Source organism: Streptomyces sp. NPDC093546 (assembly GCF_044765045.1).
Lineage (GTDB): Bacteria > Actinomycetota > Actinomycetes > Streptomycetales > Streptomycetaceae > Streptomyces.
In genome coordinates this window covers 265,683-280,422 of record NZ_JBIWJG010000003.1, presented here as the reverse complement: position 1 = coordinate 280,422, position 14,740 = coordinate 265,683, and the positions used below count along the sequence as shown (strand labels likewise).

General features: G+C 72.9%; 10 protein-coding genes. 5 read left to right on the top strand and 5 right to left on the bottom strand.

The features are described 5' to 3' along the window. Window positions 1-141: 141 nt before the first annotated feature. Window positions 142-1,674: a sodium:solute symporter family protein gene (locus tag ACIRNI_RS07740; RefSeq protein WP_403549263.1), complete on the top strand. Its 1,533-nt coding sequence runs from the start codon at window positions 142-144 to the stop codon at window positions 1,672-1,674. On the opposite strand, the gene ACIRNI_RS07735 is transcribed toward ACIRNI_RS07740, so the two are convergent. The 3 genes from ACIRNI_RS07735 to ACIRNI_RS07725 form a co-directional block, all read right to left on the bottom strand. Beyond that, entirely contained in the window at window positions 1,659-2,780 is a 1,122-nt protein-coding gene (locus ACIRNI_RS07735; RefSeq protein ID WP_403549261.1) for an ADP-ribosylglycohydrolase family protein, read from the bottom strand. The two genes, ACIRNI_RS07740 and ACIRNI_RS07735, sit on opposite strands and share 16 nt — an antisense overlap. Window positions 2,781-3,032: 252 nt before the next feature. After that, complete coding sequence (locus tag ACIRNI_RS07730; RefSeq protein ID WP_403549260.1) at window positions 3,033-5,639, bottom strand: bifunctional FO biosynthesis protein CofGH; 2,607 nt, start codon at window positions 5,637-5,639, stop codon at window positions 3,033-3,035. 40 nt (window positions 5,640-5,679) lie between these two features. Beyond that, the gene (locus ACIRNI_RS07725; RefSeq protein WP_403549259.1) at window positions 5,680-6,507 is read right to left on the bottom strand and encodes an LLM class F420-dependent oxidoreductase; all 828 of its coding nucleotides are present in this window, start codon (window positions 6,505-6,507) and stop codon (window positions 5,680-5,682) included. 88 nt (window positions 6,508-6,595) lie between these two features. Here ACIRNI_RS07725 and ACIRNI_RS07720 point away from each other — a divergent pair, with 88 nt between their 5' ends. Continuing rightward, window positions 6,596-8,080, top strand: a complete 1,485-nt coding sequence (locus ACIRNI_RS07720; protein WP_403549257.1) for a CehA/McbA family metallohydrolase — start codon at window positions 6,596-6,598, stop codon at window positions 8,078-8,080. Between the two features lie 16 nt (window positions 8,081-8,096). On the opposite strand, the gene ACIRNI_RS07715 is transcribed toward ACIRNI_RS07720, so the two are convergent. Both ACIRNI_RS07715 and ACIRNI_RS07710 read right to left on the bottom strand, forming a co-directional pair. Then, window positions 8,097-8,414 (bottom strand): cupin, encoded by a 318-nt coding sequence (locus ACIRNI_RS07715; RefSeq protein WP_355367623.1) that lies wholly within the window; start codon window positions 8,412-8,414, stop codon window positions 8,097-8,099. 118 nt (window positions 8,415-8,532) lie between these two features. After that, window positions 8,533-10,086, bottom strand: a complete 1,554-nt coding sequence (locus tag ACIRNI_RS07710) for an APC family permease (protein WP_403549256.1) — start codon at window positions 10,084-10,086, stop codon at window positions 8,533-8,535. A 339-nt stretch (window positions 10,087-10,425) separates the two neighbouring features. Here ACIRNI_RS07710 and ACIRNI_RS07705 point away from each other — a divergent pair, with 339 nt between their 5' ends. The 3 genes from ACIRNI_RS07705 to ACIRNI_RS07695 all read left to right on the top strand — a co-directional run bounded on the left by ACIRNI_RS07705 (window position 10,426) and on the right by ACIRNI_RS07695 (window position 14,662). Next, entirely contained in the window at window positions 10,426-11,037 is a 612-nt protein-coding gene (locus ACIRNI_RS07705) for a helix-turn-helix domain-containing protein (RefSeq protein ID WP_403549255.1), read from the top strand. Between the two features lie 140 nt (window positions 11,038-11,177). Next, on the top strand, window positions 11,178-14,147 hold the full coding sequence (locus ACIRNI_RS07700; protein WP_403549253.1) for an AfsR/SARP family transcriptional regulator: 2,970 nt from the start codon (window positions 11,178-11,180) through the stop codon (window positions 14,145-14,147). Window positions 14,148-14,386: 239 nt separating this feature from the next. Then, window positions 14,387-14,662, top strand: a complete 276-nt coding sequence (locus ACIRNI_RS07695; RefSeq protein WP_403549251.1) for a sigma-like protein — start codon at window positions 14,387-14,389, stop codon at window positions 14,660-14,662. Window positions 14,663-14,740: the final 78 nt, after the last annotated feature.

The following is a 14,740-nucleotide window of genomic DNA, read 5'->3' as shown; positions in this document are numbered from 1 at the left end:
GTTCACATTCATGACCCGGAAACTCTTGACCGTCCGGGCGAACAAACGATTCAATCCCCCAAGTCCCCGCTCCCGCACGGGGTTTCCCGCTGACCGGCGAAGCGCCTCGACGTTCACGATGCGGACCCCTGGAGGGGACACATGAACAGTCTGGACTGGGCCGTACTCATCGGCTACTTCGGCGTGATGGTCGCGATCGGCCTGTGGTCCCACAAACGCGTGGACGACGTCGGCGACTTCTTCACCGCCGGCGGCAAGATGCCGTGGTGGCTGTCGGGCATCTCGCACCACATGTCCGGCTACAGCGCGGTGATGTTCACCGGATACGCGGGCATCGCGTACACCTACGGCGTCACCTCGTACGTCACGTGGTCCTTCCCCATCGCGATCGGCATCGCCGTCGGCGCGCACCTCTTCGCGCCGCGCCTCAACCGCCTGCGCTCCCGGCTCGGAGTCGCGTCGCCCCTCGAGTACCTGAAGAACCGCTACAACCTGCCGACGCAGCAGGCGCTCGCCTGGTCCGGGGTGCTGCTGAAGATCGTGGACGTGGGCGCGAAGTGGGCGGCGATCGCGACGCTGCTCTCCGTCTTCACCGGGATCTCCCTCAACGAGGGCATCCTCATCACCGGTGTCATCACCGGCATCTACTGCACGGTCGGCGGGCTGTGGGCCGACGCCCTCACCGAACTGGGCCAGTTCATCATCCAGTTCTTCGCGGGCATCGCCATGCTCGTCGCCGTCATGGCGAAGCTCGGCGGGTTCAGCGCGCTGTGGACCGTGTGGGACCGGCCCGAGCTGCAGGGGCACACGGCCCCGACCGCCGGGCCGTACACGCTGACGTTCCTCCTCGCGTACCTCTTCATCAAGACCTTCGAGTACAGCGGCGGCATGTGGAACCAGGCCCAGCGCTACATGGCCACGCCCACCGCCCGCGAGGCCACGCGCTCGGGGCGGCTGTCTGCGGTGCTGTGGCTGGTCTGGCCGCTGGTCCTCTTCTTCCCGATGTGGGTGGCGCCGCTGCTGGTCACGCCCGAGAAGCCGGACGCGTCCGACGCGTACGCGCTGATGACCGAGCAGCTGCTGCCGCACGGGCTGCTCGGGCTGGTGATCGTCGGCTTCTTCTCGCACACGATGGCCATGTGCTCGTCCGACGCCAACGCCATCGCCGCCGTCTTCACCCGCGACATCGCGCCCGCCCTGTCGAAGGCGGCGCGCGGCTGGTCGCACCGGGCGGGGCTGCTGGCGGCGCGCTGGTCGACGATCGCGTTCCTCGCGCTGTCGATGGCGGTGGCCACGCAGGTCAACTCCCCCACCTTCGGCGACATCATCACCGTCGTCATCAAGTGGGTGGCCGGCCTGATGGGCCCCATCGCCATCCCGTTCATGCTCGGCCTGCTGCGCGTCTTCCGCAGGTCCGGCCCGACGGCCGCGCTCGTCTCGTGGGCGGCGGGCCTGTTCACCTTCTGGCTGACGAACTACGGGCTCGACGGCATCGAGCTGCAGATCCAGATCGTCTCGCCGGTCGCGACCTCGCTGGTGCTGTACGTCCTCATCGGCTTCCTCAAGCCGGAGGACACCCCGGAGCGGGACCGGGTGCTCGACCGGCTCCACTCCGACGACGGCAGCCCGGCGGCGGCCACGGTGGCGCGTCCGCCCCGTCAGCCCCTCGGGTAACGGGCCAGCCAGCCCGGCGACGACACCCCGGGGCCGTGCAGGGCCGGGCCCTGCGTCATCTCCATGGCGAAGTCGTCCGCCAGCTCCAGGACCGTCGACCGCCCTTCCAGCTCGGCCAGCCAGGCCGGCGGCAGGGCGGTCTCGCCGTGCAGGGCGCCCAGCAGCGCGCCGGTCAGCGACCCGGTGGCCTCGGACGGGCCGTCGTGGTTCACCGCGAGCCGCAGCCCGTGCCGTACGTCCTCGCTGACCAGCGCGCAGTAGACGGCGATGGCCAGCGCGTCCTCGGCGTGCTCGCCGTCGGTGTCGCCGAGCGACGCGATCCTCGCCGGGCCGGGGATGCCCTGCCGTACGGCGCCGAGGGCGTGCTTCAGCGCCTCGGCGACCGGCTCGTGGCCGGGGCGGGCGGCGAGCTGGACCAGCGCCCGCTGCACCGAGCCGTCGAGGGTCTCGCCGCGCGCGAGGCCGTGCACGATGACGGCGAACGCCCCGGCGGACAGGTACGCGGCGGGATGCCCGTGCGTCTGGGCCGCGCACTCGACGGCCAGCTGGCACACCAACTGCGGCTCCCAGCCGACCAGCAGCCCGAACGGCGCGGAGCGCACGACGGCCCCCGCGTCCCGCGCGGCCGGGTTCTTCGGCTGGTCGAGCGTGCCGAGGACCTCGTCGGCGAGCCCGGTCAGCGTCGCCCGCGCCGGGTCGCGGCGCGCGTACAGCCACTCCTCGCAGGCGAGCCAGCCGTTGTCCTTGCGCCGCTCGTCCGGGCCCCAGTCGCGCTGGGTGGCCGCCCACCGCAGATGGGCGCGGTGCACGTCGGAGGGCGGGTGCCAGGCGCCGGTGTCGCGGCGCACCTGGGCGCGTATCAGCCCGTCGACGGTGAAGAGCGTGAGCTGCGTGGCCGAGGTGACGGCGCCGCGCCGCCCGTACGCGGGCGCCAGGTCGGCGAGGCCGTCCGCCCCGTGGGCCGCGCGGATCGCCTCCACGGACAGCGTGGAGACGCCGGCCCCGAGGGCGTCACCGATGGCGGCCCCGAGCAGGCACCCCCGCACCCGGGCCCGGAAGTCCTGCTGCTCGGCCCGGCCCCAGACAGCCGTGGCTGCTGCACACACCTCGCGCCCCTTCCGTCCCTGTCGGCCGTCGCTCTCACCTGCGTCCGGCGCGCAGCACTGTAATCGAACGCGTGGCGGTCATCCCGGCGAGAGCCTCATGTGGCCGTTTCGTCCCCGGGGCCCCCGGACAGGATGCGCTCCCGCTGCTCCGCCGCCCAGGTGTAGCCGGGCTCCAGCGACAGCGCCTCGTCGAGGTCGCGCAGGGCGTCGGCGCGGCGGCCGATCGCCTCGTACGCCAGGGCCCGGCTGCCGTCAGTCTGTCAGCACCGGCAGCAGCTCCGGCAGATGTCCGTCCGACGCGGCCGCCGCGCGCTGCCGCTCCTCCGGGACCTCGCCGTACAGGGTCGTACGGGGGCGGGCCGGGCGGCCGGCGGTCTCGGCGATGGCGACGAGGTCCTTGATGGAGCGGTACGAGCCGTAGGAGGAGCCCGCCATGCGGGAGATGGTCTCTTCCATGAGGGTGCCGCCGAGGTCGTTGGCGCCGGAGCGGAGCATCTCGGCGGCGCCGTCCGCGCCCAGTTTGACCCAGCTCGTCTGGATGTTGGGGATGTGGGGGTGGAGGAGGAGGCGTGCCATGGCGGTGACGGCGCGGTTGTCGCGGGCCGTCGGGCCGGGGCGGGCGATGCCGGCCAGGTACACCGGGGCGTTGGTGTGGATGAAGGGCAGGGTCACGAACTCCGTGAAGCCGCCGGTCTCCTGCTGGACGCGGGCGAGGGTACGCAGGTGGCCCAGCCAGTGGCGGGGCTGGTCGACGTGCCCGTACATCATCGTCGACGACGACCGGATGCCCAGCTCGTGGGCGGTGGTGATCACCTCGATCCAGGTGGCGGCCGGCAGCTTGCCCTTCGTCAGCACCCAGCGGACCTCGTCGTCGAGAATCTCGGCGGCGGTACCGGGAATCGAGTCGAGCCCGGCCTCCTTGGCGGCGGTCAGCCACTCGCGGATCGAAAGCCCCGTGCGGGTCGCACCGTTGACGACCTCCATCGGCGAGAAGGCGTGGACGTGCATGCCGGGGACGCGGGCCTTCACGGCGCGGGCGATGTCGAAGTACGCCGTGCCGGGCAGGTCCGGGTGGATGCCGCCCTGCATGCAGACCTCGACCGCGCCGACGTCCCACGCCTGCTGCGCGCGGTCGGCGACCTGGTCCAGGGAGAGGGTGTACGCGTCGGCGTCGGTGCGGCGCTGGGCGAAGGCGCAGAAGCGGCAACCGGTGTAGCAGACGTTGGTGAAGTTGATGTTGCGGGTGACGATGTACGTGACGTCGTCGCCGACGGCCGACTTCCGGACGTCGTCCGCGACCCGGCAGAGCGCGTCGAGCGCGGGCCCGTCCGCGTGCAGCAGCGCGAGGGCCTGGTCGTCGGTGAGGAGCGTCGGGTCGTCGGCGGCCACCGCGAGCGCCGCGCGCACGTCGGTGTCGATGCGCTGCGGCACCATGCCGGGCGCGGCGGCCTCGCGGAGGGCCTCCCAGTCGCCGTACACCTCGTCGAAGTCGTCCCGGCGGTCGGCCGTACGCCCCTCGGTGTCGATGGTGCGGTGCAGGTCGGTGCGGCCCGAGCCGGAGCCCGACGCGGTGAAGCCCTCGTCCGGCTCCTGCCACGGCAGCCCGCGGACCTCGGCGTCCGGGTTCGCGAGCCCCGTCTCCGGGTCGGCCAGCGCCCGCACGTGCGGCAGCAGCCGCGGGTCGAGCCACGGCTCTCCGCGCCGTACGAACTCGGGGTAGACGCAGAGGCGTTCGCGCAGTTCGAAGCCGGCGGCCGCGGACTGCTCGGCGAGCGCGTCGATCCGCGGCCACGGCCGCTCGGGGTTGACGTGGTCGATCGTGACCGGGGACACGCCGCCCCAGTCGTCGATCCCGGCGCCGATGAGGCGCGCGTACTCGCCGTCGACCAGGTTCGGCGGGGCCTGCAGACAGGCCGACGGCCCCATGATGTGCCGGGCGACCGCCACCGTCGCCACCAGGTCGTCGAGCTCCGCGTCCGGCATGCCGCGCATCGCCGTGTCCGGCTTGGCGCGGAAGTTCTGGATGATCAGCTCCTGGATGCCCTGGTACGCGCGGGCGACGCGGCGCAGCGCGAACAGCGACTCCGCCCGCTCCTCGTACGTCTCACCGATCCCGATGAGCAGCCCGCTGGTGAACGGCACCGACGACCGCCCCGCGTCCTCCAGCACCCGCAGCCGCACGGCCGGCTCCTTGTCGGGCGAGCCGTAGTGGGGACCGCCCGGCTCCGACCAGAGCCGGGTCGCCGTGGTCTCCAGCATCATCCCCATGGACGGCGCCACCGGCTTGAGCCGCTGGAAGTCGGTCCACGACATCACACCGGGGTTGAGGTGCGGCAGCAGCCCGGTCTCCTCCAGGATGCGGATCGCCATGGCCCGTACGTACGCGAGGGTGTCGTCGTAGCCGTGCGCGTCCAGCCACTCGCGCGCCTCGGGCCACCGGTCCTCCGGCTTGTCGCCCAGCGTGATCAGGGCTTCCTTGCAGCCGAGCGCGGCGCCGCGCCGGGCGATGTCCAGCACCTCGTCCGGCGACAGGAACATCCCGTGACCGGCTTTCCTCAGCTTGCCGGGCACGGTCACGAAGGTGCAGTAGTGGCACTTGTCCCGGCACAGCCGGGTCAGCGGGATGAAGACGCTCTTGGAGTACGTGATGACCCCGGGCCGCCCGGCCGCCGCCAGCCCCGCGTCCCGCACCCGCGCCGCCGACGCGGCCAGCTGCTCCAGGTCCCCGCCGCGCGCCTGCAGCAGCACGGCCGCCTCGGCGACGTCCAGCGCCACGCCGTCTCTCGCGCGCTTGAGGGCACGGCGCATGGCGTTTTCGGTGGGCTGACTGGTCGGGCGTTCGGGCTGGTCATCGGTCATGGTCCCGAGCATACGAGCCGCTCCCGCCACGCAGGTCCGGCTACAGGTACTGCGCGTACTCGTCCAGCGCCCGCAGCACCTCCGCCTCGGGGGCGGACGGGAGTTGGAGCACCACCTCGGTGATGCCGAGGTCCGCGAAGTGCGCGAGCTTGCCCGCGGTGGGGCTGATCCCGCACGGGACCACGCGCAGGGTCTCGGGGTCGCGGCCCGCCTTCTCCCAGACGTCGCGCAGCACGGGGAGCGTCTCCGTCAGACCTCGGCCGCCGATCGGGATCCAGCCGTCGGCGTACTCGGCCATGTGCGCGAAGAGCTTGGGGCCCGCCGCGCCGCCGACGAGGATGCGCGGGGCGCCGCCGGCCGGCTTCGGATACGCGAAGGAGGCGCGCACCGAGCAGAACTCGCCTTCGTACGCGGTCGGTTCCTCGGCCCACAGGGCGCGCATCAGCGCCACGAAGTCGCGGACGCGCTCGCGCCGGGTGCGCCAGTCGACGCCGTGGTCCTCGGCCTCCTCGCGGTTCCAGCCGTGGCCGACGCCGAGGGTGAAGCGGCCGCCGGAGAGGTGGTCGAGGGTGGCGACCTGCTTGGCCAGGTCGATGGGGTCGTGCTGGGCGACCAGGGTGATGCCGGTGCCGAGGGTGAGCCGTTCGGTGACGGCGGCGGCCTGGCCGAGCGCCACGAAGGCGTCGAGGGTGCGTCCGTACTCGGGCGGCAGCACGCCGCCGAAGGGGTACGGGCTGGTCCGCTCGATGGGGATGTGGCTGTGCTCCGGCAGGTACAGGCCGGCGAATCCGCGCTGTTCCAGCTCCCGCGCGAGGCGGACGGGGGTGATCGACTGATCGGTCAGGAAGATCGTGGTGGCGATGCGCATACGGCCAACGTATGGCGTGCCGCGGCGATTTCCGAGACCGTCGGCGTACGTTGCCGACGCGTTCACCGCGTCCGGGAAGGGTGGTCGCATGCTGGACAGACGCGGGTTCGTGGCGGGTGCGGCGGGTGTGGTGGGTGCGGTCACCGTCCCGGGGGTGAGCTTCGCGGGCGGGCGCACCGAGGTCGTCGTGCGCGGCACGCTGCCGCCCGGCTCACCCGATTACGTGTACGTGCCGGTCGAGGTCCCGCGCGGCGTGCGCGAGCTGAGGGTGTCGTACGCGTACGACCGGCCCGCCGTGCCCGCCGGGACGCAGGGCAACGCCCTGGACATCGGCGTGTTCGACGAGCGCGGCACCGAGCTCGGCGGGCGCGGCTTCCGGGGCTGGTCGGGCGGCGCCCGGTCGGAGTTCTTCCTCCGCGCGGACGCGGCGACGCCCGGCTACCTCCCGGGGCCGGTGCGCCCCGGCACCTGGCACATCGCGCTCGGCCCGTACACCGTGGCCCCGCAGGGGCTGGCGTACACCGTGACGGTCGGTGTCGCGTACGGCCCCACGGCCCCGGCCCCGCGCCCCGTGTACCCGCCGGAGCGGGCCCGGGGGCGCGGGCGGGCCTGGTACCGGGGCGACTGCCACCTGCACTCGGTGTACTCGGACGGCCGGCGCACCCCCGCCGAGATCGCCGCCGCGGCGCGCGCCGCCGGGCTGGACTTCATCAACACCTCCGAGCACAACACGCACGCGGCGCACGCGGCCTGGGAGGGCCTGTGGGGCGACGACCTGCTGATCCTCACCGGTGAGGAGGTGACGACGAGGACCGGCCACGTCGTGGCCGTGGGCACCGACCCGGGCACCTTCGTCGACTGGCGCTACCGCGCGCGGGACAACCGCTTCGGCCGCTACGCCCGCGCGATCCGGCGCGCCGGCGGACTCGTCGTACCGGCGCATCCGCACGCCACCTGTGTCGGCTGCGCCTGGAAGTACGGCTTCACGGAGGCGGACGTGGTGGAGGTGTGGAACGGCCCGTACACGCCGGAGGACGAGGTCGCGCTCGCCGACTGGGACGCCACGCTGGCCGGCGGAGACGGCTGGCTGCCCGCGATGGGCGGCAGCGACGCGCACCGCGAGCCGCAGAGGGTGGGTGAGCCGCAGACCGTCGTGCTCGCCGACGAGCTGTCGCGCGAGGCGATCCTGACGGGGCTGCGGGCGGGCCGGTCGTACGTCGCGGAGTCGGCGGCGGTCTCGCTGGCGTTCTCGGCGTCGGGCGGCCGCGGCGAGCACGCGGGCATCGGCGAGCGGCTGCGCGTGGCGTCGCCGGACGCGCCGGTGACCGTACGCCTGGAGGTGGCGGGCGCGCCGGGCTGCGCCGTCCGCTTCGTCACGGACCAGGGCGTGCTGCACTCGGCGGCGCTGCCCGCGTCGGGGGCGGGCGCGGTGGAGTGGTCCACGACGGCCGCGTACGCCGCCTACGTACGGGCGGAGGTGCGCCACCCGGGGGCGGGGCTGCCGGGCGGGCCGCCGGGGGCGCTGGCGGCGTTCACGAACCCGGTGTTCCTGGGGGAAGCGCGATCGGGGTGACTCGGTCGGGGGTGACTCAGTCGTTGACGGTCGTGAGCAGTACCGCCGTGTCCGTCACCGCCCTCAGCCCGTGCCGCTCGTGCGGCAGCAGGTACAGGGCGCCCATCGTCAGCTCGGTGTCCCCCGACGCGGCGGTCACCGCCACCACGCCCCGCAGCACCTGGAGCGAGGAGGCGGGCGGCGGGTTGTGCTCGTCGAGCGTGGTGCCCGCGGTGAGCGCGATGACGGTCTGGCGCAGGGGCGCGTCGCGCAGGATCAGGTTGGTGCTGCGGCCGTGCTCGTCGGCGTGGGCGGCCTTCAGGTGTTCCTCGGCGATGTCGTTGAGGTCATACATACGCTCCACCTTGCCCCGCGGCCGGTTTGTACGCATACGGAAGGGCGGCCACCGTGCCGTCCCACGGTGGCCGCCCTTCCGGCTCAGCTGGTCTGTGTCGGTCCAGGCCGTTCTCCGGTCAGTCCTCGACGACCAGCGCGGGGGTCTCCTGCGTGAGGACCTCGCCCCGGAAGAACGCCGGGCTGCGGCGCTGCATCACCAGCATGATCACCACGCCGAGCAGCAGCAGGCCCACACCGATCACGAAGACGGAACCGATGCCGAACACCGACGAACCGCTGCCGTAGGCCGGGTCCCAGATGTCGTACAGCGTCTGACCGAAGACGGCCGTGAGCATCAGGCCGCCGAGGCCCGGGAAGATCCCCTTGACGGCCAGGTCGCGCACCGAGCGGCGCAGCTCGCGGCGGAAGAACCAGACGCAGGCGAAGGCGGTGATCGCGTAGTAGAAGCAGATCATCAGACCGAGCGCGTAGATGGTGTCGATGAGGACGTTCTCGCTGACCAGCGACATCACCGCGTAGAAGACTCCGGTGGCGATGCCCGCGATGACGGTGGCGCGGCCGGGGGTCTTGAAGCGGGGGTGGATCTTGGCGAAGGAGGCCGGCATCGCCTGGTAGGTGCTCATGGCCAGGGCGGTGCGCGCCACCGGGATGAAGGTGGTCTGCAGGCTCGCGGCGGCGGAGGCGACGACGGCGAGGAAGAGCAGGACGCCGAGGCCGGAGCCCATGATCGGTTCGGCGAGCACGGCGAACACGTTGTCCGCGGTGTCGGGGTTGCCGAGGCCCGTGCCCTTCTCGCCGATGCCCGCGTACATCTGGGAGGCGATGGCGATCATCAGGTACGAGGCGACGATCACGACCATGGCGAGCATGGCGGCGCGGCCGGGCGTCCGGGCGCTGCCGGTGCTCTCCTCGTTGATCGACAGGCAGGCGTCCCAGCCCCAGTAGATGAAGATCGACAGGGACAGGCCCGCGGTGAAGGCGGCGAAGGACTCCACGCCGAAGGGGTTCATCCAGGACCAGGAGAAGTCGAGCGACCCTGCGACCTCGTCGGCCTTGGTGATCGCCATGAAGGCGAAGATCACCAGGACGGTGAGCTGGAGACCGACCAAGGCGTACTGGACCCACTTGGTGGCGGTGATGCCCCGATAGCTGATGGCCGTGGCGACCGCGATGAAGGCGAGGGTGGTGGCGATGTGCGCGGCCTTGTTGCCGTCGAGGGCAGCGATCGATTCGCTGCCGGTCACCTCACCGAGGAGCAGGTAGAAGTAGGAGGTGGCGACACCCGCGAGGTTGGAGAGCACCACGATGGTGGCCACGAGCAGACCCCAGCCGCACATCCAGCCGACGCGCGGACCGAACGCCTTCACCGACCAGGTGAAGGAGGTGCCGCAGTCGGGCACCGCCCGGTTCAGCTCACGGTAGGCGAACGCCACCAGGAGCATCGGGAGGAAGCCGGCGAGGAAGATCGCGGGCATCTGGAGGCCGACTTCGCTCACCGTCGGGCCGAGGGTGGCAGTGAGGCAGTAAACGGGGGCGACGGTGGATACGCCAATGACGGCGCCGCCCATGAGGCCGACCGAGTTGTCGCCGAGCCCCTTGCTGCGGACGCCCCCTTGGGAGGCGCCCCTTACCGTGTCTCCGGCCTGGGGCCGTGCTTCCAGCTGAGTCATGGGAAGGACGTTAGGCGCTGCGGTTTCCACATCCGGAAGATCGGAATCCGTGATCTTCTCCTTGCATTGCGAGGCGATGAGGGCCGAGTGGTCAAGGATTCAAAGACCCGTAGCCCCTGCGGTCGACCAATCGACAGGCCACTAGTCGGTCGTTCGATATACGGGAACCGCAGCCGTGTCCGTTTTGTTCCCTTTCAAAATTTCCCAAGACTTTTTTCGGCCGTTGTGGAACCTTCTTTCGGCCAAGGCCAGGGGCGTCCCCGGCGCGGACGGCCTGCCCGCGTTGCGGAACCGGCAACAACCGTTGCCGCGCCGAGGAGACTGCGGTGAGCTGATCCCATGGAACGGCAGCCCTCCGACATCGCCGACGTCCTCGCCGACGTCGGCCCGCGCCTCAGGCGCCTGCGCACCCGGCGCGGCGTCACCCTCACCGCGCTCGCCGAGGCCACCGGCATCTCCAAGAGCACCCTGTCCCGCCTGGAGAGCGGGCAGCGCCGCCCCAGCCTGGAGCTGCTGCTGCCCATCGCCCAGGCCCACCAGGTCCCGCTCGACGAGCTCGTCGGCGCCCCCGAGGTCGGCGACCCGCGCGTCCGCCTCGCGCCGCGCCACGCGCACGACGGCAAGGTGGTGGTCCCGCTGACCCGGCAGCCGGGGCCGCTCCAGGCGCTCAAGGTCGTCATCCCCGCCGACAAGAGCGAGCCCGACCCGCGCGTACACGAGGGATACGAGTGGCTGTACGTCCTCGCCGGGCGCCTCCGGCTGGTGCTGGCCGAGCACGACCTGATCCTGGGGGCGGGCGAGGCGGCCGAGTTCGACACCCGCATGCCGCACTGGTTCGGCTCCGCGGGCGACGGACCCGTGGAAATCCTCAGCCTGCTCGGGCGCCAGGGGGAGCGCATGCACTTCCGCGCCAAGCCGCGCCGCGCGCGGGCGCCGGAGGGCTCCGGCTGACCTCTGCCCGGCCGTCTCCCGGGCCGCCTCCCGGAGGACTTGTCACGACCTTGTGCAGAGCGTCACCCCCTGCTGACGCATACGCCATCGACAAGGCAGACTGTCGAGGGCGAATCCAGCGGTACGGGGCAGGGGGAGCTATGGACCGTGAAAACGGCCCGCGAGTGCCGGAGCAGCGACGCGCTCCGCGTCCGGGTCCCGCCGACGTACGCGGTGACGCACGCGGCGACCTGCGCTTCGCCGTGCTCGGCCCCGTCCGCGCCTGGTACGACGGCGAACCCCTGCCCTCCGGGTCCCCGCAGCAGCGGGCCCTGCTCGCCGCGCTGCTCCTGCGCGACGGGCGTACGGCCACGGCCGCCGAGCTGATCGACGCCATCTGGGGCGACGAACCGCCCTCGCAGGCGCTCGCCGCGGTGCGCACGTACGCCTCGCGCCTGCGCAAGGTCCTGCCGGACGGCGTCCTGGTCAGCGAGTCTGGCGGGTACGCCATCCGCGGCCGCTCCGACGCCCTCGACCTCAACGTCGCGCAGGAGCTCGCCGCCGAGGCCGAGAAGGCCCGGGGGGCCGGCGAGCGGGGCCAGGCGCGGGTCCTCATCAACAAGTCGCTGGGCCTGTGGGACGGCGAGCCGCTCGCCTCCGTACCCGGGCCGTACGCCGAGACGCAGCGCGCCCGCCTGGAGGAGTGGCGGCTGTCGCTCCTGGAGATCCGGCTGGACCTGGACCTGGAGTGCGGACACCACGCGGAGGCGGTCTCCGAGCTGACCGCCCTGACCGCCGCGCACCCGCTGCGCGAACGGCTGCGGGAGCTGCTGATGCTGGCCCTGTACCGCAGCGGGCGGCAGGCGGAGGCGCTCGCCGTGTACGCCGACACCCGCCGGCTCCTCTCCGACGAGCTGGGCGTCGACCCACGGCCCGAGCTGTCGCGGCTCCAGCAGCGCATCCTGCGCGCGGACGAGGAGCTCGCGTGCCCCGTGGAGCAGCCGCCCACCGCGCCCGCCCCGTCCCGCCCGGCACAGCTGCCCGCCACGGTGCCGGACTTCACCGGCCGGGCCGGGTTCGTACGGGAGCTGGGCGACCGGCTGGCGACCGCCGAGGGCTCCGTCATGGCCGTGTCGGCGCTCGCGGGCATCGGCGGCGTCGGCAAGACGACCCTCGCGGTGCACGTCGCCCACGAGGCCCGGCCGCACTTCCCGGACGGCCAGCTGTACGTCGACCTCCAGGGCGCGGGCGCGCGGGCCGCCGAGCCCGAGACCGTGCTGGGCGCCTTCCTGCGCGCCCTCGGCACGCCGGACTCCGCCGTCCCCGACACCCTGGAGGAGCGCGCCGCCCTCTACCGCTCGACGCTCGCCGGGCGGCGGGTGCTTCTCCTCCTCGACAACGCGCGGGACGCCGCCCAGGTGCGCCCGCTGCTGCCCGGCGCGGCCGGCTGCGCGGCCCTCGTCACCAGCCGCGTCCGCATGGTCGACCTCGCGGGCGCGCACCTCGTGGACCTCGACGTGATGTCGCCGGAGGAGGCGCTCCAGCTCTTCACGAAGATCGTCGGGGTGGAGCGGGTGCACGCGGAGCGCGAGGCGGCGCTCGACGTCGTGGCCGCGTGCGGCTTCCTGCCCCTCGCGATCCGCATCGCCGCCTCCCGGCTGGCGGCGCGCCGCACGTGGACGGTCTCGGTCCTCGCGGCCAAGCTCGCGGACGAGCGCCGCCGGCTGGACGAGCTCCAGGCGGGCGACCTCGCGGTGAAGGCCACCTTCGAGCTGGGCTACGGCCAGCTCGAGCCCGCCCAGGCCCGCGCTTTCCGCCTCCTGGGCCTCGCCGACGGCCCCGACATCTCCCTCGCGGCCGCGGCGGCGGTCCTGGACCTCCCCCTCCAGGACGCCGAGGACATCCTGGAGTGCCTGGTCGACACCTCCCTCCTGGAGTCCGCCGCCCCGGGCCGCTACCGCTACCACGACCTCGTACGCCTCTACGCGCGCGCGTGCGCCGAACGCGACGAGCAGCCGCCGTCGGAGCGGGAGCACGCGATGGCGCGGCTGCTGGACTTCTACCTGGCGACGGCGGCGCGGGTGTACGCCGTGCAGCGGCCGGGCGACCGCATGGTGGACCACCTCAGGCCCGCGGCCTACCCCGGTCTGGAGTTCTCCGACCGCCACCAGGCGCTGGACTGGCTGTACACCGAGGCCAACTGCCTGCTGGCGTGCGCACGGCAGTCGACGGCCGGGCCCCGGCTCTCCACCGCGGTGGACCTCCTGTGGGCCGCCCAGGACCTCGCGGAGTCCGGCGCCAACTCCAAGGTGTACGAGACCGCCGCCCGCACCGCGCTCGAAGCCGCCGTCGCCGCCGGGGACCCGCGGGTCGAGGCACGGGCCCGGACCTCGATGACCAACGTCCACCTGGTGGCGGGGCGTTACGAGGAGGCGGACCGGGAGGCGGAGAACGCCTCGCTCCTCGGGCTCGCGGCACAGGACCCGGCTCCGGTGTACTGGGCCGACAACGACCGCGGCATCATCGCCGCCATCCAGGGGCGGCACGAGGACGCGGAAGGGCACCTGGTCAAGGCGATGGAGAGGTCCCGCCTCGACGGCAACCGGCCCGGCGAGGCCAGCGCCCTGTGCAACCTCTCCCGTATCCGGCTGTCGAACGGCGAGGTGGAGCAGGCGATCTCCCTCGCCCGGCAGGGCGCGGACCTCTACGAACAGATAGGACACACCCTGCGCCTGGCCAACGCCCGCTACGCCCTGGGCATGGCGCTGACCCAGGCGCGCCGCCACACGGAAGCCCTGGCGGAGCTGGACAAGGCGCTGCACGGCTTCGAGACGAACCGGCAGCGCCTGTGGGCGGGGACGACCCACTTCCGCATCGCGGAGGCCCACCTGTCCGCGCGGCGCCCGGCCCAGGCGGCCCAGCACGCGGAACAGGCGCTCGCCATAGGCTGCATGGGCGGCGACCGCACCCGCGGCAACGTCCTCACCACGCTGGGGAAGGCGCTGGACAGCCTCGGCCAGATGGACCGTGCGCGCGCCTGCTGGCGCGAGGCGCTCTCCCTGCACGAGCAGTCGGGCGCCCCGGAGGCCGCTGAGGTCCGGGAGCTCCTCACGGACCTCACGACCGCCTAGCGGACCCGGCCCGGCGGACACGACCCAGGGCTGCGATCAGGGCGTTCATCAAGTGTTTATGCCGGTCCGGCATGCTCGGAACCAGTCGATCCGTCGCGACGGGGGAGCGGACGGATCGCCGGGACCTCCAGCTCGGAGGGGGGCGAGTGGTCCCCTAACCTTCTGTCCGGCGGCCCTCGGGGGAGTCGCCGGGCAGAAGACAGTTCACACCAGCACAGCGATCCCACGGGGGAACAGACATGAGCGGTTCCGCGAAGAAGAACCTCGACGACATCACCACCATGGGCGACCACCACATGCCGGCGCCGCCGGCCAAGGAGCCCGCCGTCACTACCCTGGGCGACCACCACATGCCGGCGCCGCCGGCCAAGGAGCCCGCCGTCACTACCCTGGGCGACCACCACATGCCGGCGCCGCCGGCGACCGCCCCGGCCACCGTCCCGGCCACCACCGACGAGACGATCACCACCATGGGTGACCACCACATGCCGGCGCCGCCGGCCAAGGAGAGCTGACCCAGACCTCTGTCACGACGGGGTGCGGCCGCGGCGGTGCGGAGGGGGAGCCGCCGCGGCCGCGGTACGTGGCACGGC

Bases quoted from the DNA above. Each gene is read 5' to 3' on its own strand.
- ACIRNI_RS07730 (WP_403549260.1), bottom strand. From the start codon at position 5,639: ATGACCGATGACCAGCCCGAACGCCCGACCAGTCAGCCCACCGAAAAC.
- ACIRNI_RS07725 (WP_403549259.1), bottom strand. From the start codon at position 6,507: ATGCGCATCGCCACCACGATCTTCCTGACCGATCAGTCGATCACCCCC.
- ACIRNI_RS07715 (WP_355367623.1), bottom strand. From the start codon at position 8,414: ATGTATGACCTCAACGACATCGCCGAGGAACACCTGAAGGCCGCCCAC.
- ACIRNI_RS07710 (WP_403549256.1), bottom strand. From the start codon at position 10,086: ATGACTCAGCTGGAAGCACGGCCCCAGGCCGGAGACACGGTAAGGGGC.
- ACIRNI_RS07705 (WP_403549255.1), top strand. From the start codon at position 10,426: ATGGAACGGCAGCCCTCCGACATCGCCGACGTCCTCGCCGACGTCGGC.
- ACIRNI_RS07740 (WP_403549263.1), top strand. From the start codon at position 142: ATGAACAGTCTGGACTGGGCCGTACTCATCGGCTACTTCGGCGTGATG.
- ACIRNI_RS07700 (WP_403549253.1), top strand. From the start codon at position 11,178: ATGGACCGTGAAAACGGCCCGCGAGTGCCGGAGCAGCGACGCGCTCCG.
- ACIRNI_RS07695 (WP_403549251.1), top strand. From the start codon at position 14,387: ATGAGCGGTTCCGCGAAGAAGAACCTCGACGACATCACCACCATGGGC.
- ACIRNI_RS07720 (WP_403549257.1), top strand. From the start codon at position 6,596: ATGCTGGACAGACGCGGGTTCGTGGCGGGTGCGGCGGGTGTGGTGGGT.